The organism is Burkholderia torrens, assembly GCF_984668525.1.
The window spans coordinates 602,025-625,928 of record NZ_OZ480212.1 but is presented as its reverse complement, the minus strand read 5'-3'; the positions used below and the strand labels follow the sequence as shown (position 1 = coordinate 625,928).

General features: G+C 67.2%; 20 protein-coding genes. 5 read left to right on the top strand and 15 right to left on the bottom strand.

Annotated features, from left to right (window positions below; all coding sequences use genetic code 11):
* Window positions 1-27: 27 nt before the first annotated feature.
* Entirely contained in the window at window positions 28-1,440 is a 1,413-nt protein-coding gene (locus AC5LXX_RS19095) for a discoidin domain-containing protein (protein ID WP_493412682.1), read from the bottom strand.
* 272 nt (window positions 1,441-1,712) lie between these two features.
* On the opposite strand from AC5LXX_RS19095, the gene AC5LXX_RS19090 reads away from it, so the two are divergent.
* A complete protein-coding gene (locus AC5LXX_RS19090; RefSeq protein ID WP_493412681.1) occupies window positions 1,713-3,134 on the top strand; it encodes an aminotransferase-like domain-containing protein in 1,422 nt (473 codons plus the stop codon).
* Between the two features lie 189 nt (window positions 3,135-3,323).
* Window positions 3,324-4,085 carry a hypothetical protein gene (locus AC5LXX_RS19085; protein ID WP_493413380.1) on the top strand — a complete coding sequence of 254 codons (762 nt, stop codon included), beginning with the start codon at window positions 3,324-3,326 and terminating at the stop codon, window positions 4,083-4,085.
* Window positions 4,086-4,263: 178 nt separating this feature from the next.
* Here the strand turns inward: AC5LXX_RS19085 and fdhA are convergent, their stop codons facing one another.
* The 8 genes from fdhA to AC5LXX_RS19045 form a co-directional block, all read right to left on the bottom strand.
* A complete protein-coding gene (fdhA, locus tag AC5LXX_RS19080; RefSeq protein ID WP_059239222.1) occupies window positions 4,264-5,460 on the bottom strand; it encodes a formaldehyde dehydrogenase, glutathione-independent in 1,197 nt (398 codons plus the stop codon).
* Between the two features lie 249 nt (window positions 5,461-5,709).
* Window positions 5,710-6,900, bottom strand: coding sequence for an HlyD family secretion protein (locus tag AC5LXX_RS19075; protein WP_493412680.1), 1,191 nt, complete (start codon window positions 6,898-6,900; stop codon window positions 5,710-5,712).
* Window positions 6,900-8,777, bottom strand: coding sequence for an efflux transporter outer membrane subunit (locus tag AC5LXX_RS19070; RefSeq protein WP_493412679.1), 1,878 nt, complete (start codon window positions 8,775-8,777; stop codon window positions 6,900-6,902). Before AC5LXX_RS19070 ends, AC5LXX_RS19075 begins: the two co-directional genes overlap by 1 nt.
* Window positions 8,778-8,779: 2 nt before the next feature.
* Complete coding sequence (locus tag AC5LXX_RS19065) at window positions 8,780-9,718, bottom strand: glycosyltransferase family 2 protein (RefSeq protein ID WP_493412678.1); 939 nt, start codon at window positions 9,716-9,718, stop codon at window positions 8,780-8,782.
* Between the two features lie 10 nt (window positions 9,719-9,728).
* Window positions 9,729-11,324 carry a DHA2 family efflux MFS transporter permease subunit gene (locus AC5LXX_RS19060; protein ID WP_493412677.1) on the bottom strand — a complete coding sequence of 532 codons (1,596 nt, stop codon included), beginning with the start codon at window positions 11,322-11,324 and terminating at the stop codon, window positions 9,729-9,731.
* Window positions 11,321-12,604: a glycosyltransferase gene (locus AC5LXX_RS19055; protein ID WP_493412676.1), complete on the bottom strand. Its 1,284-nt coding sequence runs from the start codon at window positions 12,602-12,604 to the stop codon at window positions 11,321-11,323. The genes AC5LXX_RS19060 and AC5LXX_RS19055 overlap by 4 nt, the downstream gene beginning before the upstream one ends.
* A gap of 17 nt (window positions 12,605-12,621) precedes the next feature.
* Window positions 12,622-13,191: a methyltransferase family protein gene (locus AC5LXX_RS19050; protein ID WP_011547084.1), complete on the bottom strand. Its 570-nt coding sequence runs from the start codon at window positions 13,189-13,191 to the stop codon at window positions 12,622-12,624.
* Window positions 13,192-13,258: 67 nt separating this feature from the next.
* Complete coding sequence (locus AC5LXX_RS19045; protein WP_493412675.1) at window positions 13,259-14,155, bottom strand: alpha/beta fold hydrolase; 897 nt, start codon at window positions 14,153-14,155, stop codon at window positions 13,259-13,261.
* 721 nt (window positions 14,156-14,876) lie between these two features.
* Here AC5LXX_RS19045 and betI point away from each other — a divergent pair.
* The 3 genes from betI to betA are packed head-to-tail and all read left to right on the top strand — an operon-like array spanning window position 14,877 to window position 18,689.
* Window positions 14,877-15,461, top strand: coding sequence for a transcriptional regulator BetI (gene betI / locus AC5LXX_RS19040; protein ID WP_322084645.1), 585 nt, complete (start codon window positions 14,877-14,879; stop codon window positions 15,459-15,461).
* 32 nt (window positions 15,462-15,493) lie between these two features.
* The gene (gene betB / locus AC5LXX_RS19035; RefSeq protein WP_176048389.1) at window positions 15,494-16,963 is read left to right on the top strand and encodes a betaine-aldehyde dehydrogenase; all 1,470 of its coding nucleotides are present in this window, start codon (window positions 15,494-15,496) and stop codon (window positions 16,961-16,963) included.
* Window positions 16,964-16,988: 25 nt separating this feature from the next.
* Window positions 16,989-18,689, top strand: a complete 1,701-nt coding sequence (gene betA, locus AC5LXX_RS19030; RefSeq protein WP_493412674.1) for a choline dehydrogenase — start codon at window positions 16,989-16,991, stop codon at window positions 18,687-18,689.
* Between the two features lie 87 nt (window positions 18,690-18,776).
* Here betA and AC5LXX_RS19025 read toward each other — a convergent pair whose 3' ends face one another.
* The 6 genes from AC5LXX_RS19025 to AC5LXX_RS19000 form a co-directional block, all read right to left on the bottom strand.
* Complete coding sequence (locus AC5LXX_RS19025; protein WP_493412673.1) at window positions 18,777-19,376, bottom strand: dual specificity protein phosphatase family protein; 600 nt, start codon at window positions 19,374-19,376, stop codon at window positions 18,777-18,779.
* 6 nt (window positions 19,377-19,382) lie between these two features.
* On the bottom strand, window positions 19,383-19,877 hold the full coding sequence (locus tag AC5LXX_RS19020) for a hypothetical protein (protein WP_493412672.1): 495 nt from the start codon (window positions 19,875-19,877) through the stop codon (window positions 19,383-19,385).
* Window positions 19,874-21,016: an MGDG synthase family glycosyltransferase gene (locus AC5LXX_RS19015; RefSeq protein ID WP_322084649.1), complete on the bottom strand. Its 1,143-nt coding sequence runs from the start codon at window positions 21,014-21,016 to the stop codon at window positions 19,874-19,876. The genes AC5LXX_RS19020 and AC5LXX_RS19015 overlap by 4 nt, the downstream gene beginning before the upstream one ends.
* A gap of 287 nt (window positions 21,017-21,303) precedes the next feature.
* Window positions 21,304-22,395, bottom strand: a complete 1,092-nt coding sequence (locus AC5LXX_RS19010; RefSeq protein WP_493412671.1) for a hypothetical protein — start codon at window positions 22,393-22,395, stop codon at window positions 21,304-21,306.
* 235 nt (window positions 22,396-22,630) lie between these two features.
* Window positions 22,631-23,134: a PraA/PraB family alkane oxidation protein activator gene (locus AC5LXX_RS19005; RefSeq protein WP_493412670.1), complete on the bottom strand. Its 504-nt coding sequence runs from the start codon at window positions 23,132-23,134 to the stop codon at window positions 22,631-22,633.
* A gap of 181 nt (window positions 23,135-23,315) precedes the next feature.
* Entirely contained in the window at window positions 23,316-23,819 is a 504-nt protein-coding gene (locus AC5LXX_RS19000; protein WP_493412669.1) for a PraA/PraB family alkane oxidation protein activator, read from the bottom strand.
* Window positions 23,820-23,904: the final 85 nt, after the last annotated feature.

The window sequence follows — 23,904 nt, the reverse complement described above, 5'->3', positions numbered from 1 at the left end:
CTGTCAACCTATTCCAGGACTTGACACTTACGATCCCCACACCTGCATTTCATCGAGCGAATACCCCCACTGCGTCGCCCGCTTCGTGCCGAGCATCCGCACGTAGCGGCCGTGCCCGTTCAGGTTCGGCAGCGTCACGTGGCCGTACGACACGCCGTTGCTCGTCGAGTAGATCGTCGACCAGTTCGCGTTGTCGTTCGACGTCTGGATCTGGTAGACGAGCGCGCCCGCGTCCCAGTACAGGTCGATGCTGCTGATGGTCTTCGTCGCACCGAGATCCACGGAAATCCATTGCGGATCGACGCCCACGCCTTCCGGCGAATCCCAGCGCGTGCTCGTCGTGTTGCCGTCGAACGCCTTGTCCGGCGTAAGCGATGCGTTGTAGCTCGCCGACGCGGCGGCCGGGCGCCCTTGCGACAGCAGCGTCGGCTGCGCGACGGCCGGGCCGCCGTAGTAGCTCGACCCGAGCTTCGCCTTCGTCGTGTCGGCATTCACGCCGAACTGCGACAGGCTCCAGCGCTGGCCGGTCGTCACGTCGCCCACGTACAGCTGATAGCCGCCCGCCGTCGTCGACGAGAAGAACAGGTAGTTCGTGCCGTTCACCGGCGCCGGATCCGAGTTGTTGCTCACGCAGTCGTTGAGCGCCAGCGCGCTCGGCGTCGAGGCCGGGTCGGCCGTCTTCGCATAGATCTGGTCGGCCCCGCCGCTGTCCTTCCAGCGCGCGTAGTACACCATGCCGTCCGCACGCACGATCGGGTAGTAGGTCTGCAGCCCGGCCGGATGATCGAACACGGCGGTCGCGCCGGTCGCGATCGTGCGCTTCATCAGCCCCATGTTCGAGCCGGTGCCGGTCGCGTAGTACACGGCGCTCGCGTCCGGCGCGAGGAACGGCATCGAATATTCGGCACCGGACGGCGCATTCGTCAGGCTCACGACTGACGTGAACGTCGGGCCCGCGCTCGTGTACGACAGCGTTGCCTGCTTGACGTCGCCGTTCTGCTTGAACACGAGCGACTTGCCGTCCGCGCTGAACTTCGGATCCTCGTTGCGCGTCGCGCCCGTGCTGTTCGTCATGTTGACGGGCGGCGTGCCGGCACCGAGCTGCAGCATGAACACGTTCCATGCGCCGTTGCTGATGCCCATGAACGCGAGCCACTTGCCGTCGGGGCTGAACACGCCGTTCATCGGATCGGTAATGCCCCACGTGCTCTTGCTCAGTTGCGTCAGCGTGTGGGCCGAGAAGTCGTAGAGGAACAGCTGGCTCGTGCCGTCGCCGTATTTGACGTAGCTGTGATAGACGAGCTTGCCGGTCAGTGCGGCGGGAAACGTCGCGTTCGGCTGGGCCGCCGGATTGTTGATGCAGGCCGCGGCTGCAACGCCGCTGAACAGGTTGAGTGCGATGCCGGCCACGAGGCCGGCGGTGAGAATCTTCAATTTCACGCTGGTTGCTTCCGGATAGGGTCAGGACGCCTTAGACCGCAACCCATGCGACACGCGCGTGGGGCACGGAGCCGCCGCCATTCGGCGAGGATTCCGTCTCGGTCGGGCGCCGGGAATGAAACGTGCTAGAGGATGCCCGCTCGTCAGACGAAATAACAGCATCAGAGCAGTCAAAAAACATACGGATCAGCGAATGGGGGCGCGCTTGCACGCGACGGGTGCCGTGCCCTACTCTTTTTGTCAGCGAGGCTTCGAGCGGCCGGGAGGCAGGCATGAAGCGATATGCGGCGCTGGCACAGACGATCGCCGACGCGATCCGGCGCGGCGACCTGGCGGCCGGCGCGCGTATCCCCACCGTGCGCGCCGCGTGCCGCGCGTATGGCGTGAGCCCGTCCACCGTGTTTCGCGCGTACTACGCGCTCGAAAGCGAGGGTCTGATCGTCGCGCGAGCACGATCCGGATATTTCGTTGCGAACCTCGAAGACAAGCGCGTGCGGTTCGGTCACGATCCCCCGCGCAAGCCGGCCGCCGCGCCGGCCGGCGACGACGATACGCTGCTGCGCCTGCTCGATTCCCTCAAATGCGAGGACATCGTGCCGCTCGGCTCGGCATTCGCCAGCTATTCGCTGTTCCCGATGAGCAGCCTGTGGCGCTACGCGGCGTCGGCGGCCCGCAACATGGACCGCACGAAACTGCTGTCGGGATTGCCGCCGGGCAATGACGCGTTACGCCGCCAGATCGCGCTGCGCTATCTCACCGCGGGCGCTGCGTTGCCGATGGACGAGATCGTCATCACGACCGGCGCGCTCGAAGCGCTGACACTCTGCCTGCAGGCGCTGACACGCCCAGGCGACATCGTCGCGATCGAACGTCCCGCATTCCACGCCGTGCTGCACGCCGTGCAGCGCCTGCACCTGAAAGCCGTCGAGATCCCGGTCGACCCGCGCACGGGCCTCGATCTCGACGCGCTCGCGCAGGCGCTCGACACGCATCCGGTGCGCGCGTGCTGGTTCATGACGTCGTTCCACAACCCGACCGGCGCGACGTTGACCGACGAACGCAAGCGCGCGCTGATCGACCTGCTTGCGTCGCGCGGCGTGCCGCTGATCGAAGACGATGTGTATAACGAATTGCATTTCGGCACGGCGCCCACGCACCCCGCGAAACTGTATGACGACAGCGGGCTCGTCCTGCATTGCGGGTCGTTCTCGAAATGTCTCGCGCCGGGGTTCCGGATCGGCTGGGTCGCGGCCGGGCGCTACGTGCAGCAGATCCGGCAGGCGACGGGCGCGAGCGCGCCGGCCGCCGACGTACCCGCGCAGCTGGCGATTTCGAGCTACCTGAGCGACGGTGCGTACGACCGCTTCCTGCGCAAGCTGCGGCGCAATCTCGCCGCGCACCAGGCGCAGATGCTCGCGGCCGTGCGCGCGTATTTTCCGACGGATACCGAAGTATTCGCGCCGCGCGGCGGGTATTTTCTGTGGATCGAACTGCCGCCGCGCATCGATGCGATGCACCTGTTCGACGCCGCGATGGACAGCGGCGTCAGCATCGCGCCGGGGCCGATCTTTTCCGCGACCGGCGGATTCCGCCGCTTTCTGCGGCTCAACTACGGTCGGCCGTGGACGCCGGCCGTCGAGCACGCGATGGAGACCATCGGAACGCTCGCGGCCCGGCAGCGGCACGACAGGTAGTACGAAACACGCGGGTCGCGACGTTCGACATGCACCTTGCGTTTCACGCGCAAGCGACAAAGAATGAAGCGGTAGGCAGCGGCGGACGAAGGGGTTCCACGCGTCCGATGTTATGGAGAATCGCATGAACACCGAACGCGAACGACAGTCGACGTGTGCTCAGTCGATGGCGCCGGCCCGCCGCTGACGATGCGCGTCCTGCCCAACCGGAATGTTCGCATGCGCGATGCATGGCGCGCCGTGTTGAACGCGCGCGCCGAATCGCGGCACGCCACGCGCTGCTGCTGCAAGGAATGCGGATTCGTCGCGCCCCGCGCACTCGAGCGTTGCCCGGCCTGCGGCCAGTGGGACTGGCCGTTCGATCCGATTCGTCATACGCCCGCCCCTGCGCACGGCGCATACGCACCGCGTGCCGTCCGTTCGCGGTCGTCGCGCGTCGCGCGCTCGCTGCGCGACGCGGCGTTCCGGCGGCCGAGCGCATCGAGCGCGCCGATCCTGAGCCTCCTGACGCTCGTGCTGATGGTCGGCGGCTATGTGTTGGTCGACCGTACATGCAGGGCCGATCCTGTCTGTCGCGGTTCCGGTACGCCGGCAGCCGCCGCGACCGAACCCGGCCTGCCTGCCGTGAACGAGCCGATGCTGCCGGTATTGCCGACGCCCGTTTTTCCGTTTCATTCGCCCGACGGAACGCCGCAACTGGCAGCCGTCCCGCCGCACGGCGACGCGAACGCCAGCCCACCTGCAGGCGAGACGCAGGTTGCGCAAGCCGCACCGTCGATGCGCGCACCCGACCGGACACGCGCCGGCGTGGTTCGCGTGGCGGACTGGAAAGGCAGGCACGATGCCGCACATCGCACGCACCCGACTCGACGCGTGAGCCTCCATACGCGCCACCGGCGGTACACCGCGTCCGGCAACGCCGAGGCTGCGAGACTCTATCGCGGCCACTGAGCGCGGTCCGCGCCGTCCCATCCGGCGATGCGTGTTACTGAACTGCCCGTTAAGTAGCCCCGCTTGTATCGCGACGAAAGCATGCGTCACCACCGTCACCCCACCCGCAACGAAAACGGGCGGCCCGTTTCCTGAGCCGCCCGTTTCCTTCAGCGCATGGCGAACGAGCGCCGGCGCATCATGCCGCCAGCAACCCGTGCGGGTCGATGACGAATTTGCGCGGCGCGCCGCCGTCGAACTTCTTGTAGCCTTCCGGCGCCTGGTCGAGCGAAATCACCTCGACGTTGACGATCTTCGCGATCGGCAGCCGATCGAACAGGATCGCCTGCATCAAGTTGCGGTTGTACTTCAGCACCGGCGTCTGGCCCGTGAAGAACGAGTGCGACTTCGCCCAGCCGAGGCCGAAGCGGATGCTCAGGCTGCCGTGCTGCGCAGCCTTGTCCTTCGCGCCCGGGTCGTCCGTCACGTACAGGCCCGGGATGCCGATCGCGCCGGCCGGGCGCGTGATTTCCATCAGCGAGTTCAGCACCGTCGCGGGCGCTTCCTCCGAATGGCCCGACGAGCCGTGGCCATGCGCCTCGAAGCCGACGCAGTCGACCGCGCAGTCGATCTCAGGCACGCCGAGGATCTGCTCGATCTGCTCGCCGAGCGATGCGTCCTTCGACAGGTCGACCGTCTCGAAGCCCATCGCCCGCGCATGCGCGAGACGTTCCGCGTTCATGTCGCCGACGATCGTGACGGCCGCGCCGAGCAGGCGCGCCGATGCGGCGGCCGCCATGCCGACCGGGCCCGCGCCCGCGATGTAGACCGTCGAGCCCGGTTTCACGCCCGCGCTCACCGCGCCGTGATAACCGGTCGGCAGAATGTCGGACAGGCAGGTCAGGTCGCGGATCTTCGACATCGCCTGGTCGCGGTCCGGGAATTTCAGCAGGTTGAAGTCGGCGTACGGCACGAGCACGTATTCGGCCTGGCCGCCGATCCAGCCGCCCATGTCGACGTAGCCGTACGCGCCGCCGGCACGCGACGGGTTCACGTTCAGGCACACACCCGTATGGGTGTCCTTGCACATCGCGCAGCGGCCGCAGGCGACGTTGAACGGCACCGACACGAGATCGCCGATCTTCAGCGTCTCGACGTCGCGGCCCACCTCGACCACTTCGCCGGTGATCTCGTGACCAAGCACGAGGCCGACCGGTGCGGTCGTGCGGCCGCGCACCATGTGCTGGTCGGAACCGCAGATGTTCGTGCTGACCACTTTCAGGATCACGCCGTGGCCGATCGCGCGGCCGCTCGGGTCGACCATCTTCGGATAATCGATTTTCTGGACTTCGACCTGGCCCGGCCCAAGATAGACGACACCTCGATTGCTGCTCATCGTATTGTCTCCATGTCTCGTTGGATGGCGCCGCGGCGCGCCGGCCCATGCGGCGCACGCGCAACGCGCTGTTCGAGAGTAGTCCCGGAGGCAGGGGCGCCGATGTCTCAAACGCGACATGCGTTTGATCGGCGCCGACATCGATGGCGGAAATACGAAGGTCGGGCGGGAAGCGACGGGGAAGTCCGGATAGGACGCGCTGGGGGCGGACTGCCCCTCGCGGCCGGCCCTGCCCTTCTCCGACGGGCGTTACCCGCCCTGATTCTCGCGAACGATCGCGGCAGCGGCCGCTTCCGCGTCGCTCGCGACGCCGTCGTGCACGCGCGTGCTGACGGCCGGCGTCGGCGGCTCGCTGTCGAGCGCGTGGCCGTTGCGGTCGTGCGTGTCGACGGTTGCGCGCATCGACAGCCCGACGCGCAGCGGATGCGCGGCGAGATCGCGCGAATCGAGCGCGATCACGACCGGCACGCGTTGCACGACCTTGATCCAGTTGCCGGCCGCGTTCTGCGACGGCAGCATCGAGAACGCGCTGCCCGTGCCGGCAGAGAAGCCCTGCACGCGGCCGCGATAGGCCACGCGCGAACCATAGAGATCCGACACGACCTCGACCGGCTGCCCGATGCGCATGTGACGAATCTGCCCTTCCTTGAAATTCGCCTCGATCCACAGCCGGTTGAGCTGCACGACCGACATTAGCGGGACGCCGGGCCCGACCTGCTGGCCGACCTGCACCGAGCGCTGCCCGATCGTGCCATCGACGGGCGCGACGATCGTGGTGCGCTTCAGGTTCCGGTATGCGAGCTTGAACTGCGCGGCCGCCTGCACGACGGCCGGGCTTTCGTCGACGGGCAGCTTGCTACCGAGCGCGCGCGCCGCGTCGAGCTGGGCCTGCGCGGCAGCGAGCTTCGCCTGCGCGCCGGCCACCGCCGCACGCGCTCGCGCCAGTTCCTCCGGCGCGACGATCTCGACCGACGCGCCGGAGCGCGCGGCAAGTGCGCGCTGCGCGAGCAACAGGTCGGCACGCCGCGCATTCACGGCCTCGACGTACATCGTGTTCGAGATCCTGGCGTTCGCGACCTGCCGTACGGCTTGCGCGAGCTGCGCCTTCGCCTGCGCGAACGCGACGGACGCCTCGGTATCGTCGAGCTTCACGAGCGTCTGGCCGGCGCGCACGGCTTGCGTGTCGGCCACCAGTACGTCGGTCACGGCACCGGGGATCTGCGCGGCGACCTGCACGATGCTGCCCGCGACGTACGCGTCGTCGGTATCTTCGTAGTAACGGTCGCTCAACAGCCAGTATGCGATCCACGCGATCGCGGCCAGCAGCACGATCGCGAAGAACACGGTGAAGCGCCTGCGGCGCGTCGCGCGGCGCGCGTCGAGTGCCGGATCGGTGTGGGCGGCCGGCGGCGCGGCGGTATGAAGGTTGTCGTGGTGCATCAGTCGCTTTGCGTAACGATCAGTCGATCGTGCTGGAACAGGGGGATCGGCTGGGTGACCGCCGCGGCCGGCGCCGCAATCGCCGCGTCCGTACGTGCGAGAACGGGCGTGCCGCGGGATGCCGCGCCGGAGGCAGTCGCACCGGCCGTCGACGGGCGCGCCGCACCGTCACGCCGCGCAAGCGCAGGTAAGGGCGCTGGTACGGGTGCGGCTGCGACACTCGCCGTGGCTGCGGCCGGTGACATGGCCGCATTTCCCGCACGCGCATCGATCGACTGCCCAGCCGCAACTGCGCGGTTCGCCGACACGGAAGCCTCCGAAGCCGACGCCCCACGCCTTGCCGCCCCGCTGCGCGCGCGATGCATGGCCGGCGTCTGCGCCTGCGCCACCGTTGCGCCCGCATCGAACCCGCCGCCGAGCGCGCCGATCAGTCCCACGCGCAGCGTCCGCTGTCGGCCGAGCAACGCGATCATCTGCGTACGCTCGTCGATCAGCGTGAGATCCGCGACATCGACATCCTTCTGCATCAGCACGCCGCGCCGGTGACGGTCGGCCGCGATCTGCACGATCTTCTGCGCGGCCGCGACCGCGTCCTGCTGCTGCGTCACGAGCGTCTGTGACGTCTGCAGCGACGTGACGAGCTGCGCGACCTGCCCGAGCGCGTCGTCGACGGTCTTGTTGTACAGCCCGATCGCGACGTCGGCCTGCGCGACATCCGCGCCGAGCTTCGCCTTCAGCCGGCCGCGATCGAAGATCGGCAGCGAGATCGCCGGGCCGACGGAGCCGGCAAGCGAATCGCGCGAGAACAGCGACGCGGGCGTCAGCGCAAACACGCCGCCGAGCGCGACGAGGTTCACGTCCGGATAGAACTGCGCGCGCGTCGAATCGGCGTTCGCGAACGCGGCTTCGACACGCAACCGCGCGGCGACGATATCGGGCCGGCGGCCGAGAAGATCGGCCGGCAGCCGCGCGGGCACGGCGCCGCCCGCGAACGCGCCGACGCGCGGCCGCTGCAGCGCGAGCCCGCGCTCGGGGCCGCGGCCCGACAGCACGCCGAGCTGCAGTTGCGCGAGCTTGATCTGCTCTTCGTTCAGCGCGATCTGTTCGAGCAGGCGGCTGCGCTTGATCGATGCGTCGCTCGCGTCGTACGCGTTGTCGAGGCCGCGCGCGGTGCGCTCGCGCAGCACGGCCGTCACACGCTGGCTGATCTTCAGCTTCTGTTGCAACAGGTCGCGCACCGCATACGCCTGGTCGAGCTGGCAGTACACGGTGACGATCGCGACGGCGAGCGTCAGCCGCACCTGTTCGGCCTCGACGCCCGCCGCGTCGCGCAGCGACATCAGGCTCTTCGTCGCCGCACGGTTCCTGCCCCACAGGTCCAGCTGGTAGTTCAGCCCGACGAAGATCGACGACGGCGAAACGTTCGGATCGCCGAAGATCTGCACCGGCACGCGATAGCCGCCGGCCGTGACGTCGGCGATGTCGCCGGGCTTCGGCATCCGCGCGCGGCTGACCGTCGCGCCGGCCGTGCCCGTCAGCCCGGTCAGAGAATCGAACTGCTGAAGCTGCGCCTGCGCGATCCGCAAACGCGCCTGTGCGACCTGCACATCGGGACTGTTCTGCGACGCCTCGGCCACCAGGTCGTCGAGCTGCGGATCCTGGAGCTGTTTCACCCAGTCCGGTGCCGGCCACGCGCCGTTCGCGCCGGGGCCGGCCGTATGTGCAAGCGCGTCGACGGCCGGCGCGCGCAGCGACAGCGACGGCAGGAAGCCCGACGGCACGCAGCCGCCCAATGCGAACAGCACGGCCACCGCCGCGATCGTCGAGCCGCCCTTCACGCCGCGCGCCGAACCCGCCGCTTTCCTCGATCGCCGCATCGTCACCCCTGCTGAACGCGCTGCGCACGCGCGGCCAGACGCGGCCGCGTGCGCTCGAGCGGGCCGAGCCGGCCGAACAGCCCGTCCGCGACGCCGAACAGGATGCCGGCGAGCTTCGCGCGCTTGTCGCGCTCGACGAGCGCGATCTGCACGACCTGCCACACGGTCAGCAGGTTCGGCACGATCGCCACCGGAAAGCGCAGCCCGTACTGCATCCCGAGCTGCACTGCGTTGCGTGCGCTGTAGTAGCGCCGTTGCCACGAATGATTCATCGACGTCATTTCGAAAGGGCCGATCGCGTGCCGCTGCTTCGCGCCGATCCGGTGCTGCAGCACCAGCGACGGCACGACATAGAGCGGCACGTTGCGCGACAGTGCGCGGAAGCTGTACTCGGTGTCGACGTGATCGATGAACAGCGTCTCGTCGAAGCGGCCGAGCAGGTCGAACGCGTCGCGCGACACGACGCAGCCCGACGAGATCAGGAATGCGCAGCGCTGCAGCGGCGCGCCCGGCTCGATGCGCAAGCGGCGCAGCCCGATGCCGTTGGTGGCGAGTTCGGGCAGGAAGCTGCGCGCGTTCTCGTCGAAGATGCGCGGGCCGGCCAGGAACGCGCGCCCCGCGAGCCCCGCGCAGACGTCGCGCATCACCGGGAAATACGCGGCCGGCACCGACGAATCCTGGTCGAACAGCGCGACCGCGTCGACACGGTCGCGAAACAGCGCCGCGAGCCCCGCGTTGTACGCACCCGCGATGCCGCCGCGATTGCCGTGATGCAGCAGCGCGATGCCTTCCCTGTCGCACAGCGCGCGCGCCTGCGCATCGGGTTGCGGCGTGTTGTCGACCACGAGCAACGCGTCGCACGCATGCCGCCACGCGCGGAGCGCGTCGAGCTGCGCATCGCTCGGGTGATACAGGATCACGAGTGCGCCGAGTGTCGTCATGGTCTTCTCCTCAATGTCCGAACGACGCGGCCGCACCGCGCTTCGGCCGCGTCAGCCACATCATCGCCGCGAGTGCGAGACACGTCATGCTCGCCATCCAGAACATATCGTTGGTCGCCATCATGTACGCCTGCTGCATCACGACCTGATGCAGCGTGGACAGCTCGCGCACGCCGTCCACGCCCATCGCGTTCAGCGAATGCACGAAACGCTGCGTGTTCGCCGATGCGTGCGTGACCGATTGCGACACGACGTTGTAGTGATAGGTCGCGCGGTTTTCCCACAGCGTCACGCTCATCGCGGTGCCGAACGCGGCGGACAGCGTGCGCAGGAAGTTCGACAGGCTCGATGCGGCGGCGAGCCGGTCGTCGGGAATGCGCGACAGCGTCGCGGCGGTCAGCGGAATGAAGAAGCACGGCAGCCCGATCCCCTGGATCAGACCCGGCGCGGCGATCTGCGCGAACGTCATCTTCAGTGTGAAATTCGCATCCCACGCGAGCACGGCCGCGAACACGAGGAAGCCGAACGTCGCGAGCACGCGCGCGTCGAAACGGTGCGCGTGAATCCCGACGAGAATCGAGAACACGAGCGCGAGCACGCCGAGCGACGCAGTCGCGAGCCCCGCATGAAACGCGTTGTAGCCCATCACCGCCTGCATCCACAGCGGGAACACGACGCCGACCACCGAGAAGCTCATCATCCCGAGCGAGATGATCAGCACGCAGAACGAGAACGTGCGGTCGCGAAACAGGCTGAGATCGATGACGGGATGCGCCTCGCCGGCCTCCCAGATCAGCAGCGACACGATCGCGAGCGTCGCGACCACCGCGAGCGTGACGATCAGCGGCGAGCCGAACCAGCCGCGATCGTGGCCGAGGTCGAGCATCGCCTGCAGCGAGCCGACGCCGATCACGAGCAGCACGATGCCCGGCACGTCTACCGGGCCGGCTGCGCCGCGCTGCGCGTCGGGGCGCAGCATCGCGGTGCATACCGCGAACGAGAACAGCCCGATCGGCAAGTTGATCAGGAAAATCCACGGCCACGAGAAGTTGTCGACGATCCAGCCGCCGACCACCGGCCCGAAGATCGGCGCGAGCAGCACCGTCATCGCCCACAGCGCGAGCGCGATCGTGCGCTTGTCCGGCGGAAAGGTACGCAGCAGGATCGTCTGCGACAGCGGCACCATCGGCCCCGAGCACAGCCCCTGCAGCGCGCGGCAGATCACCAGCACGTGCAGGTCGCGCGCGAGCCCGCAGAGCAGCGACGTCAGCGTGAACAGCAGCACCGCGCCGACGAACAGCCGCAGCTCGCCGACGCGGCGCGCGAGCCAGCCCGTCAGCGGCACCGCGATCGCGGCCGCGACCGAGTACGAGCTGATCACCCACGTGCCCTGGCTGTTCGATACGCCGAGGCTGCCGGAGATCGCCGGCACCGCGACGTTCGTCACGGTCGAGTCGAGCACCTCGATGAAGGTCGCGAGCGACAGCGCGAACGTCAGCAGCGCGAGCCGGATACCGCGCACCGGCTGCGCGGCAGGCGCGGGCGCCGGCACGTCGAATGCGGACGGCGCGACGGGCCCGTCGTGAAGCGGCGATGCGGTGCTCATGCGCCGGCCGCCGCGAAATCGGCCCGTGCGGCCACGCGCCCGCGCACCGGCACGAACCGTTCGATGAAATCGGCGGCCGCCTCGCAGCCGTCCGGCGCGGCCGCGAGCAGCGCGCGCGTGCGCTCCGCATGCACCGCGAACGCCGGTTCGTCGAGCACGTGTGCGAGCGCCGCGCCGAGCCGTGCGCCGTCGACCGGGCCGTCGACGCGCACGCCGCAGCCGTTCGCGACGACGCGTTGCGCGTTGTCGAACTGGTCGTGCGCGAACGGCGTGACGACCTGCACGATCCCGGCTTCGCACGCGAGCGCCGCGGTGCCGATCCCGCCGTGATGCACGAGCGCGCGGCAACGCGGCAGCAAGGTGCGCATCGGCACGAAGCGGCGCACGAGCAGCCGGCCATCGTCCGGCGTCGCATCATGCGGCGTCAGCAGGATCCCGCGCGCGCCGGTCGCGCGCAGCGCGTGCGCCACCGCGCGCGCGTATGCCGCGTGATCGACGCGTGTCGAACCGGCCGTGAACACGACCGGGGGCTCACCGGCCGCGAGAAACGCATCGAGTGCCACATCATCGTCAGGTGTCGCAATATCGTTGAACAGCGGAAAGCCGCTTTGCAGATGGTTCGACGGCCAGTCGGGCTGCGGCGGCGCGAACCAGCCGGGAAACAGGCACAGCACGCCGTCGGTCGAATGCAGCCAGCGGCCGAGCACGCGCCGCGCGGGCGCAAGCCCGAGATCACGGCGCACCGCGTTGAGCGCCGGGCCGCACACGCGGTCGAGCACCTGCCGCTCGATCAGCGTCATCAGCGCCGACTTCACCGGCAGCGGCCAGCGCGCGGGAATCGTCAGGCGCGGGTGCGTGGGCGGCGCATGCGCGGACAGCAGCGTCGACGGCGACACCTGCACCGACACGTACGGCGTGCCGTGCCGCTCCTGCATGAAGCGCGCCGAGAACGCCCACAGCGTGCCGACGAGCACCGTGTCGGCATCAGTCAGCGCGTGCAGCGCGTCGTAATGGGCGCGCAGCGTCGGCGCGATCACCTGCCACAGCGTGCGGAACGACGTGCGCGGATCCCACAGCGCCGGATTCTCCATCGCGGCGTCGTATTCGGCCGCGGTACCGACCGGCACGAACGCGAACCCGCAGCGGCGCACGGCCGCCTCGAACGGCGCGTGCGTGCAGAACACGACGTCGTGACCGCGCGCCGCGAGCGTGCGCGCGACGCCCAGCAACGGATGCACGTCGCCCGCCGAGCCGATCGCGGTCACGATCATCTTCGCCATCGCGCGCCTCGCGGGAATCAGTAGAAGCCGGGAATCAGCGCCGCCACTTCGCGGCGATACTGCGCGTACGCCGGCCCAAAATACCCGGTCAGCCAGCTTTCCTCGACGCGCACCTTGTACGCGAGCGACGCGAACACGAGCAGCACGCCGATCGCGCCGCGCCATTCGCCGCCGATCAGCGCAGCACCGACGAGCGCGATCAGGCAACCCGTGTAGATCGGGTGACGCACCAGCGCATACGGCCCCGTGCGGACAAGTTCGTGGTCTTCCTTCAGCGTGACCGACACGCTCCAGTTCGTGCCGAGATGCAGCCGCGCCCAGACCGAGAACAACAGTCCGGCCACCAGCACCGCGAGCCCGCACTGCGCCTGCAGCCCGAAGCGCTGCCAGTCGGGCACGAGCGCCTGCCACGACGGATCGGGCAGGATGATCAGCGCGCCGCCGACGATCAGCGGAATCGACTGCAGCGTGCGCGAGCGCGATGCTTCCTTGCGCACGGTCGTCTTCACGCCCTGCGACGTGGCGATCCAGTAGGCGAGCCATGCGGCCCACGGAACGACGATGGCGATGGTCTGAACGATATTCACGGCTGGCCTGCCTCGTTGGGATGGGAATCGGGATGCGCGGGATCGACCCGCTGCACGACGGTGGGCGTCACGACGACAGCGCGTGCATCGGCACGCAAGCATGCGCGGCCGCCCGCGCCATGCCGGCCGCGACGGGCGCCTCGCCGCAGAAGAAGTCGAGCAGCGCGGTGCGCGTGGATTCGCGCTGCGCGCGGCCTTCGATGTCGAGGAAATGGCCGGCATCCGGCACCGTCGCGAACCGCGCGCGCGGCACGTGCGCGCCGAGCTGGCGCACGTCGGCCGGCGTCGTGTATTCGTCGCGCTCGCCGTTCAGGAACAGCAGCTCGCAGCCGATGTTCGAGAACTCGCTGAAGTAGCGCTCCGGCTGCAGCGACAGGATCTGGTCGACATGGAACGCGACCTGGTCCTGCTCGTCGCGCGGCAGGCGCGTGAGATACCGGTAGTTGTACAGCTTCATGATGCGCGGCAGGTAGCGGCCGACGGTGTCGTTCAGCAGCTGCGCGGCCTTCAGGTTCTCGCCGGCCGCGATGTGGTCGCGCGCACGCGTCACGTAGTCGACCATCGCGTCGTTCAGGAACGGCGAGAACGAGCAGATCGCCGCGCGCCGCACGCTCGGGCAGCCGCGCGCGAGCGCGAACAGCGATGCGACGCCGCCCCACGACACCGACACGAGAAACGCCGGCGCGAAATGCTCGACCAGGTATTGCAGGATCGCGGCTTCGTCGTCCTTGGTCAGGATGTAGCAGCCCGGGTTGTGCTGGCGCGACTGGCCCGCATACGGCAGGTCGAAGCAGATCGTGTTCATCCGCTCGCCGAGGTACTGGACGGTCTGCCCGAACGACGCCGTCGTCGCGAGCGCGCCGTTGACGAGCATCGCGGTGTCGAACGCCGGGTCGAACACGTTCCGTTCGACGTAGACCTTCAGACCATTCGGTAGCGGGACCACGTGTTTTTCGGTCGGCATCGTCGTTCTCCGGTGAATGCGGCGTCTCGACGTCGCGGCATGCTGCAGGTGCGCAATGGCAGGTGACGGCCGCGTGCGCGGTCCGTCATCGCGCCCATTGCCGACGCACCGCGGCAAATGCCGGCGGTGCCCATTCATTCCTCATGGTGCGGCGCCATACTAATACGGTCGATATTACTTACTCAAGTCATTCCAAAAATCCTTCTACACGGTCCGGAAATACGCCGAATTCAAATTTATTTATCGATTTCTATGGTAGGAGGAATCTCAAAAAGAAGGATCGCAATCGTTTGCGAGCAATTCGCTCCAGTGTTCATGAAACATGAATTATTATTTATATTCAATAACTTATCTAGTTTAAATCGCCTGATTTAAACGGTTTTTAGAAAATTGAACACCTTCACAATCCGATTTTGCGATTTCATATCGTGAATAATTTTGCAGAACTCGACACTCTTTCTATTTGTAATGAAATCAAGCCCGGAAATGGTCCTCCGCATTACGTCACATCTTCACGAACCGTTTTAAACAGATTCAAACTTAATTAACCTTCTTTCAATTGTTTTTCCGCACCTGCACATGGCTCCGGACGGGAGGAATCCTCCCCCGTTTAGAACGCGGCATCCTGTTCGACCCCACTTTTTTATTGATTGAACGATCAATAAAAAACCGCTAAGCTCTCGACTTCCATGGACGGCCCGTCCGGGCGAAGGGAGTCGCGATGCCGAAAGTCGGAATGCGGGAGATTCGCCGCGCACAGTTGATCGATGCCACGCTGCGCTCGATCGACGAAGCGGGCCTGCCCGGCACGACGCTCGCATCGGTCGCGCAGCGCGCGAACATCTCGACGGGCATCGTCAGCCACTACTTCGGCGACAAGGACGGCCTGCTCGAAGCCACGATGCGGCACGTGCTGCGCGACCTGTGGTCGGCCACCACGCGCCGCCGCACGGCCGCGCGCAAGGATCCGCGTTCGCGGCTGCGCGCGGTCGTCGCCGCGAACTTCGACGACACGCAGGTCAGCGCGCCCGTGATGAAGACGTGGCTCGCGTTCTGGTCGCAGAGCATGCACGACCCGATGCTCAAGCGCCTGCAGCACGTCAACACGCGGCGCCTCCACTCGAACCTGTGCGCCGAATTCGCGAAGGCGTTGCCGCGCACGAAAGCACGCGAAGCCGCCAGCGGCCTCGCCGCGCTGATCGACGGCCTGTGGCTGCGCGGCGCACTCGCCGGCGGCCCGATCGACACCCGGGCTGCATTGAAACTCGCCCACGATTACATCGACCTGCTGCTCGCGTCCGCCTGACGCGTCACGCAGTCGCCCTCAAGGAGATCCTCATGTCCGTATTCGGTTTGCAGCGCCTCTACATCGGCGGCGGTTACGTCGACGCCACGAGCGGCAAGACTTTCGACACCTTCGATCCCGCCACCGGCGAACTGCTCGCGCAGGTGCAGCAGGCGAGCGCGGCCGACGTCGACCGCGCGGTCGCGTCCGCACAGGAGGGCCAGCGCGAATGGGCCGCGATGACCGCGATGCAACGCTCACGCATCCTGCGCCGCGCGGTCGACCTGCTGCGCGAGCGCAACGACGAGCTCGCCGCACTCGAAACGCGCGACACCGGCAAGCCGATCGGCGAGACGCTCGCGGTCGACATCGTGACCGGCGCGGACGTGATCGAGTACTACGCGGGCCTCGCGACCGCGATCGAAGGGCTGCAGGTGCCGCTGCGCGCCGAGTCGTTCGTCTATACGCGCCGCGAACCGCTCGGCGTGTGCGCGGGCATCGGCGCGTGGAACTACCCGATCCAGATCGCCTGCTGGAAGACGGCGCCCGCGCTCGCGGCCGGCAACGCGATGGTGTTCAAGCCGAGCGAAGTCACGCCGCTGACCGCGCTGAAGCTCGCGGAAATCTATACGGAAGCCGGCGTGCCGGCCGGCGTGTTCAATGTCGTGCAGGGCGACGGCTCGGTCGGCGCGCTGCTGACGGGCCACCCGGACATCGCGAAGGTGTCGTTCACGGGCGGCGTCGAGACCGGCAAGAAGGTGATGTCGCTGGCCGGCGCGTCGTCGCTGAAGGAAGTGACGATGGAACTCGGCGGCAAGTCGCCGCTGATCGTGTTCGACGATGCGGATCTCGACCGCGCGGCCGACATCGCGGTAACCGCCAACTTCTTCAGCTCGGGCCAGGTCTGCACGAACGGCACGCGCGTGTTCGTGCACCGCTCGGTCAAGGACGCGTTCACGCAAAAGGTGCTCGAACGCGTGAAGCGCATCCGCGTCGGCAAGCCGACCGATGCCGACACCAACTTCGGCCCGCTCGTGTCGGCCGCGCAGCTCGACAAGGTGCTCGGCTTCATCGAAAGCGGCAAGGCCGAAGGCGCGAAGCTGCTCGCGGGCGGCACGCGCCTGACCGACGGCCACTTCGGCAGCGGCCAGTACGTCGCGCCGACCGTGTTCGGCGATTGCCGCGACGACATGAAGATCGTCCGCGAGGAAATCTTCGGGCCGGTGATGAGCATCCTCGATTTCGAATCGGAAGACGAAGTGATCGCCCGCGCGAACGACACGCACTACGGCCTTGCGGCCGGCGTCGTGACCGAGAACCTGTCGCGCGCGCATCGCACGATCCACCGCCTCGAGGCCGGCATCTGCTGGATCAACACGTGGGGCGAATCGCCGGCCGAGATGCCGGTTGGCGGATACAAGCAATCCGGTGTCGGACGCGAGAACGGCATCACGACGCTCGAGCACTACACTCGAATCAAGTCGGTGCAGGTCGAGCTCGGCCGCTACAACCCGGTATTTTGAGGATCACGAAAGGAGATTCACCGTCATGACGACACGCGAATACGACTACATCATCTGCGGCGCAGGCTCCGCGGGCAACGTGCTCGCAACGCGCCTGACGGAAGATCCGGACGTCACGGTGCTGCTGCTCGAAGCCGGTGGTCCCGACTACCGCTTCGACTTCCGCACGCAGATGCCGGCGGCGCTGGCCTACCCGCTGCAGGGCCGCCGCTACAACTGGGCGTACGAGACCGACCCCGAGCCGCACATGGACAACCGCCGGATGGAATGCGGCCGCGGCAAGGGGCTCGGCGGCTCGTCGCTGATCAACGGGATGTGCTACATCCGCGGCAACGCGCTCGACTACGACAACTGGTCGACGCACAAGGGCCTCGAGAACTGGACGTATCTCGACTGCCTGCCGTACTTCAAGAAAGCCGAGACGCGCGACGTCGGCCCGAACGACTATCACGGCGGCAACGGCCCCGTGTCGGTCACAACCAGCAAGCCGGGCGTGAACCCGCTGTTCGAGGCAATGGTCGACGCGGGCGTGCAGGCCGGCTATCCGCGCACCGACGACCTGAACGGTTACCAGCAGGAAGGCTTCGGCCCGATGGACCGCACCGTCACGCCGAAGGGCCGCCGCGCGAGCACCGCGCGCGGCTACCTCGACCAGGCAAGGGCGCGGCCGAACCTCGAGATCGTCACGCACGCGCTCGCGGACCGCGTCCTGTTCGACGGCAAGCGCGCGTCGGGCGTCACGTACCTGCGCGGCAGCGAGCGCGCGACCGCGCATGCGCGCCGCGAAGTGCTCGTGTGCAGCGGCGCGATCGCGTCGCCGCAGCTGCTGCAACGCTCGGGCGTCGGCCCCGGCGCATGGCTCAAGGCACTCGACATTCCCGTCGTGCTCGACCTGCCCGGCGTCGGCCAGAACCTGCAGGACCATCTGGAGATGTACATCCAGTACGAGTGCAAGGAGCCCGTCTCGCTGTACCCGGCGCTCAAGTGGTGGAACCAGCCGAAGATCGGCCTCGAATGGATGCTGAACGGCACGGGCCTCGGCGCGAGCAACCACTTCGAAGCGGGCGGCTTCATCCGCACGCGTGACGACGATCCGTGGCCGAACATCCAGTATCACTTCCTGCCGGTGGCGATCAACTACAACGGCTCGAACGCGATCGAGATGCACGGCTTCCAGGCGCACGTCGGTTCGATGCGCTCGCCGAGCCGCGGCCGCGTGAAGCTGCGCTCGCGCGACCCGAACGACCATCCGAGCATCCTGTTCAACTACATGGCCGAAGCGCTCGACTGGCGCGAGTTCCGCGATGCGATCCGCGCGACGCGCGAGATCATGCGCCAGCCCGCGCTCGACCGCTATCGCGGCCGCGAGCTGAACCCGGGTGCCGACTGCAAGAGCGACAAGGAACTCGATGCGTTCGTGCGCGCCCGCGCGGAAACCGCGTTCCATCCGTCGTGCTCGTGCAAGATGGGTTACGACGACATGGCGGTGGTCGATGAAGAAGGCCGCGTGCACGGGCTCGAGGGGCTGCGGGTGGTCGATGCGTCGATTATGCCGATCATCACGACCGGCAACCTGAACGCGCCGACGATCATGATCGCCGAGAAGATCGCCGACAAGATCCGCGGCCGCCAGCCGCTCGCACGCGTCGACGTGCCGTACTTCGTCGCGAACGGCGCGCTGGCGCGCAATGTCGCGAAGGCCGTGCGGCAGCCCGAGACGGTCTGACGACGGCGGGCGCACTGCCCGAACTTCGATGGTGTCCTGACGAAACGCCGCCGACCGTGAGGGTCGGCGGCGTTTCGCTTTCATGCGTCAGCCGCTGTTCACTTCCCGCTTCAAACGCTCGACGTCGACGTTTTCCAGGTAGTTCGTGATGTTCCGCCAGATCGGATGGAACCCGTAGCCGCCGTGCTGCAGTTCGTCGAGCGCCTGCTCGCGCGTCCAGCCCTGGTACACCATCCGGTACAGCGCCGACACGAGGCCCGTGCGATCGGCGCCGTGCTGGCAGTGGATCAGCACCGGGCCGTCCTGGTCGGCGGTGCGCAGCGCCTTCAGCGCGGTGACCATGTCTTGGTCGCGGATGTCCCATGTGTTGATCCGGATGCGCTGCATCCTGATCTGCGTGCCGGCCAGGATGGTGTCGTCCGCATGAAACGAACGGAAGCTGATGACCTTGCGGATACCGAGCTTCTGCAGTTCGGGCACGTCCGCGCGCGACAGCTGCGCGCTGCGGTACAGCGTCGGCGTGATGCGATGCAGGTTGTTCACGTGCGCATCGGTCACGCTCTGCGCCCACTTGATCGGCCGGGCCGACACCCCGGAGGCCGGCACTTCGGAGGTCGCGTCCGCGTGGGCCGGCTGCACGAACGCGGCAAGCGTGACGGCGAGCGAGGCAATGAAGGCGATTTTCATGTCGGTTCAATAGAATGCGCGCTTGCGCTCGCGGGACAGGATGAACAGCACGATCGCGGCGGTGCTCATGGTCCAGTAGTCGGTCGGCGCCACACCCAGCCAGTGGATATGCCACGGCACGTTGGCCGGATTGAAGCGGGCAAGACCATACGCAGGATTCAGCACGAACCACAGGAAATCCTCGGTCAGCCAGAACACCATGATGCACGCGATGATCCGCGCTTCGATGCGCCACGACCACCGCCCGTTGAAGATCGGCGGCAGGTGGAAGAACAGCGCGACGAACGGGAACACCCATGCGTGGTAGCCGGTCATCGGCCGCCCGCCCCAGAAGATGTCGAGCAGCCAGTGATGCTCGATGCGCCAGGTCGGCAGGTTCGCGGCCCAGCCCGCGCTGCCCTCGATCTGGATCTCGACGTTCGCGAAGAAGTACGCAAGCAGCATGACCCACGCGACGACGAACAGCGTATGGCGCGTCGGGATGAAACGCCCGACGCTCATGCGGCAGGCTCCAGGCCCAGCACGCGGTCGAGCACGAAACGGCCGGCCAGCGGCCGCCCGAGCGGCGCGAGACGGCGGCGCATGTCGTCGAGGCGCTCCGGCGCCTGCAGCAGCGCGCGGATCCGGTAGACGAGCGCATCGTCGTCGATGGCCTTCAGCGCGACACCCTGCTCGAGCAGGAAATCCGCGTTGCGCTCTTCCTGGCCCGGGATCGGCGAATTGACGATCATCGGCAACTGCATCGCGAGGCATTCGGACGTCGTCAGGCCGCCCGGCTTCGTGATCACGAGATCGGCGCACGCCATCAGGCGTTCGACTTGCTGCGTGAAACCCTGCGGAAACAGCCGGCCCGGATGCCGCGCGGCGAGCGCCTGCAGCGACGCGAGCATCGCCTGGTTCTTGCCGGCCAGCGCGATCAGCTGGAAATCGGCATCCATCTCGAGCAGCCGCGCGGCCAGCACGTCGAGCCCGCCGAGGCCCGCGCCGCCGGACATCATCAGGAACGTCCGGCGCGCGGGATCAAGGCCGAACTCCGCCGCGCAGGCCGCACGATCGAGCGGCTGGCCGAACGCCGGCATGATCGGGATGCCGCTCACGTGCACCGTTTCCGGCGCCATGCCGCGTGCATGCATGCGCCACGCGATCTCGTCGTTGGCCGCGAAGTAGCCTCGCATGTGCGGTACGACCCACATGCTGTGCAGGTCGAAATCGGTGACCTGCACCCACACCGGCGTGTCGATGCGCGCCTTGCGGATCTCGCGCGACAACAGCTCGGCCGGCAGGAAGTGCGTGCAGATGATCGCGTCCGGGCGCTGCCGCTCGATCTCCGCGAGCAGCTGGCGGCAGTTGAGCCGCTCGATCGCGCGGCGGATCTTCTGCGATGCCGCGGCCGGATCGGCTTCGTCGGTCTTCTGGTACAGATAGCCCCACAGTGCCGGCTGGCTGCTGACGAGCTTGATGTAGAGATCGGTGTACAGCTTGCGGAAGCCGGTGGACACGAAGTCCATCACGTCCAGGTGCGTGGCTTCGACGCCGGCCGGATGGTGATCGGCGAATGCGCGAATCGCTTCGGCCGCGCGGGTATGCCCGGCGCCGGCGCTGACGCTCAGGAGCAGGATTTTCTTGTTTTGCTTTGACATCTGACTGACCGTTTCAATGAAGGTGGTCCGGATGCGGGTTCGCGGCGGCGCTCTCACGCGGCGGCTGTTTGCGTCCGGCTTACAACAAGCTTGGCAGATCTTCGACGGTGCGGGCGGGCGGCTATATCGAAGCGACCGCCGGCATCGTCTGCGGAATCATACTGCGTTCGGTCGGCGGTGCCCGGATCGGTCGTCGATCAGGCGATCAGGAAGGATGGATGGCGTGGACGGCGTGGCGCGCGGCCAGTGCGACGCACCAGCCGGCCGTGCCACACGTGTTCCCCGAATCAGGGCGTTGCAACACCCCGCTTTCGCGTCCGCTTCCCGCGAACGATCGGATTCCATCGCGACGTCAGGCTCATTGCGCCGCGCAGCCGTTCGAACGCGACGTCCTCCTGCTGCCCGAAGCGGCTGACCGCCGGCCACGCGAGCACGTGATCGAGCCAGCCCTGCCACTCGTCGCCATGAAAGCGGCGCCCGACTTCCCGCACGGCGTCGGGTGCCGCGATCACGATGCCCGCCAGCAGGTAGTAGGCCCAGAAGCTGCCCGCGCCGACGAGCTGATCGAGCCGGCACACGGATAACGCCGCGAGCAGCCCGTCCACCGTCGAGAGATCGGCACGATTCGTGCGAATCGCCCGCGCAATGAGGTTGTGCTGATCGCCATACGCGGCAACAGAGGTCCCGTCGCCGGCGGCGAGCACGGCCGAGAACGTCACGAGCGCCGCCATCTCGTCGATGCGCGATGCATCGTCGCGCGGCCCGCACACGCGCAGCACGAGCGCGTCGATGACGGCACCCGGCATGCCCGACGTTTCTCCACTCGCCGCCGCGACGACGGCCAGCCTGTCTCTCAGGTTCTTCGCAGGCGGCGCCTCGCCCTGCGCGCCCGTCTCATGTTCGGTACCTTCGCCGTCATCGCCCCCGTTGCATTTGATACCGCCGGCAATCCTCTCGAGCGCGGCCCAGCCGACATCGGGGTCGTCGAATGCGCATGCATCGATCACGCCGTACGCGGTGTCGAACACGGCACGCGAACCGGGACAGCTGCGTTCGGCTTCGGCGAGTTGCTGCATCGAGGGCGCATGCGAGCACGCACCGAGCGGGTTACTCAGGTCGCATGCGCAGATGCCGCCGTCCGATGCGATCCACGGCGCGAGCCGGGAAAGCATCGCTGTCGCTTCTCGGGACAGGGTCGCGCCGTCCCGCATGCGTATCGCGTGCGACGCGATGACGGTCGTGCCGCCGGCGTCACCTGCCTGCGCCGCGCAAGCGGCGGCGTCGAGTCGTTCGATCAGGTACTGCAGCCACGCGGCCGTGCGCAGCCGGTCAGGCGTCGCGCCGCGGGCATCTCCATACTTTGCTGGATCGGTAAGCATGGGTCTTCCGGGATAGTTCTGGTCAATTGGAATAGTTTTGTATCAATCGAATCGAGTGGCGCGGCACGCCGCGCCATCCCTGCATGTCCACCCGGATCGGATCGCGACGCGGGCGGCCAGCCGGCCGTCGCGCCGATACGCGCGACGACACGAATGCAACTAAAAATGAAGCGTCCGCCATGCATATCGCACGGCCCTCGTACGCAACGGGCACCTGTTTCGATTCGCGAGGCTCTTACTGCACGTGGAGCTTCGGCGTCGCCATGAGCGTGCCGGAAAACTTGCAATCCGGTGTCAATTCAGCGCTGCTGAAAGTCATTGAGGAATTCGAATCGTTCCATTTCGCCACGATCTTGCTCGGCCCGCACGCTCCAAGCACCTTGAAGTCCACCTGAGCGTTGTTGACCGAAAGCTGTGTCGCGCTGTCCACCTGCCCTGTCCACGGCGAAGAGCCGCTCGCGCTGCCGCTGACCAGCTGACACACGCTGCCCCCGCTGAACTGCACCGACGCGATATTGACGATACCCGCCGGCGTAATCGTTCCATTGAACGTCGCGGTACAGTTCGCGATGATCTGCTTGATGGTAAGCGCTGTCAGCCCCGTCGCCGAAAACGGCTCACCGTTCGGATTCATCGGCTGGCCGTCCACGCGCGAAACGGTTACCGCAAATGCCGGCGCAGCCGAAACCGCGGTAAATACCACTGCAGCAGCAAGCGATGCAATTCGACGAATTTTCATCTGTACGGCCCTCTCTCTTGATATATGGCGGCCTTACCCGAGAAACGCGACCGCTCTGCGGAGCGAATCCGGCCGCCGCGCCGATACACGCGACGGCACGAACCCATCGAAACCGCGAATGCCCGCCGCGCATACCACACTGCCCTCGCGCGCGACGGGCACCCGCTTCGATCCACGACGCTTACTGCACGTGGAACTTCGGCGACGTCGTGACCGTGCCTGACACCGTGCAGTTCGGCGTCAGGACCGAGTTATTGAACGTCAGCGACGAGTTCGCATCGTTCCATGCCGTCACCACCTTGCTCGGGCCGCATGCGCCGAGCAGCGTGACGTTCACCTGCACGTTGTTGATCGACAACTGCGTCGTGCTGTCGGCCTGGCCCGTCCACGGCGACGTGCTGCTTGCCGTGCCGCTGATCAGACCGCACGTGGTACCGCCGGCAAACTGCGTCGAGGTGATGTTGACGATGCCGGTCGACGTGATCGTGCCGTTGAACGTCGCGTTACAGGTTGCACTGATCGCTCCCTTGCTGAGGTTGGTCAGCCCCGATACGGAGAACGGCTCGCCGTTCGGGTTCATCGGCTGGCCGTCGGCACGTGAAACGGTGACAGCGAAAGCAGGCGCGGCCGAAACCGCGGTGAAAACCACTGCAGCAACAAGCGATACGATTTTGCGAATGCTCATTTGAACTGCCCCCTCTCTTCACAAATGGCGGCATGCCGCCAGGAACGCGACCTCCCGGCCGAAATGGTCCGGCCAGCCGGTCGCA

What these genes read in the sequence shown, in the direction of transcription:
- AC5LXX_RS19090 (WP_493412681.1), top strand. Translation starts at nt 1,713, where the DNA reads ATGAAGCGATATGCGGCGCTGGCACAGACGATCGCCGACGCGATCCGG.
- AC5LXX_RS19085 (WP_493413380.1), top strand. Translation starts at nt 3,324, where the DNA reads ATGCGCGTCCTGCCCAACCGGAATGTTCGCATGCGCGATGCATGGCGC.
- fdhA (WP_059239222.1), bottom strand. Translation starts at nt 5,460, where the DNA reads ATGAGCAGCAATCGAGGTGTCGTCTATCTTGGGCCGGGCCAGGTCGAA.
- AC5LXX_RS19075 (WP_493412680.1), bottom strand. Translation starts at nt 6,900, where the DNA reads ATGCACCACGACAACCTTCATACCGCCGCGCCGCCGGCCGCCCACACC.
- AC5LXX_RS19070 (WP_493412679.1), bottom strand. Translation starts at nt 8,777, where the DNA reads ATGCGGCGATCGAGGAAAGCGGCGGGTTCGGCGCGCGGCGTGAAGGGC.
- AC5LXX_RS19065 (WP_493412678.1), bottom strand. Translation starts at nt 9,718, where the DNA reads ATGACGACACTCGGCGCACTCGTGATCCTGTATCACCCGAGCGATGCG.
- AC5LXX_RS19060 (WP_493412677.1), bottom strand. Translation starts at nt 11,324, where the DNA reads ATGAGCACCGCATCGCCGCTTCACGACGGGCCCGTCGCGCCGTCCGCA.
- AC5LXX_RS19055 (WP_493412676.1), bottom strand. Translation starts at nt 12,604, where the DNA reads ATGGCGAAGATGATCGTGACCGCGATCGGCTCGGCGGGCGACGTGCAT.
- AC5LXX_RS19045 (WP_493412675.1), bottom strand. Translation starts at nt 14,155, where the DNA reads ATGCCGACCGAAAAACACGTGGTCCCGCTACCGAATGGTCTGAAGGTC.
- betI (WP_322084645.1), top strand. Translation starts at nt 14,877, where the DNA reads ATGCCGAAAGTCGGAATGCGGGAGATTCGCCGCGCACAGTTGATCGAT.
- betB (WP_176048389.1), top strand. Translation starts at nt 15,494, where the DNA reads ATGTCCGTATTCGGTTTGCAGCGCCTCTACATCGGCGGCGGTTACGTC.
- betA (WP_493412674.1), top strand. Translation starts at nt 16,989, where the DNA reads ATGACGACACGCGAATACGACTACATCATCTGCGGCGCAGGCTCCGCG.
- AC5LXX_RS19025 (WP_493412673.1), bottom strand. Translation starts at nt 19,376, where the DNA reads ATGAAAATCGCCTTCATTGCCTCGCTCGCCGTCACGCTTGCCGCGTTC.
- AC5LXX_RS19020 (WP_493412672.1), bottom strand. Translation starts at nt 19,877, where the DNA reads ATGAGCGTCGGGCGTTTCATCCCGACGCGCCATACGCTGTTCGTCGTC.
- AC5LXX_RS19015 (WP_322084649.1), bottom strand. Translation starts at nt 21,016, where the DNA reads ATGTCAAAGCAAAACAAGAAAATCCTGCTCCTGAGCGTCAGCGCCGGC.
- AC5LXX_RS19010 (WP_493412671.1), bottom strand. Translation starts at nt 22,395, where the DNA reads ATGCTTACCGATCCAGCAAAGTATGGAGATGCCCGCGGCGCGACGCCT.
- AC5LXX_RS19005 (WP_493412670.1), bottom strand. Translation starts at nt 23,134, where the DNA reads ATGAAAATTCGTCGAATTGCATCGCTTGCTGCTGCAGTGGTATTTACC.
- AC5LXX_RS19000 (WP_493412669.1), bottom strand. Translation starts at nt 23,819, where the DNA reads ATGAGCATTCGCAAAATCGTATCGCTTGTTGCTGCAGTGGTTTTCACC.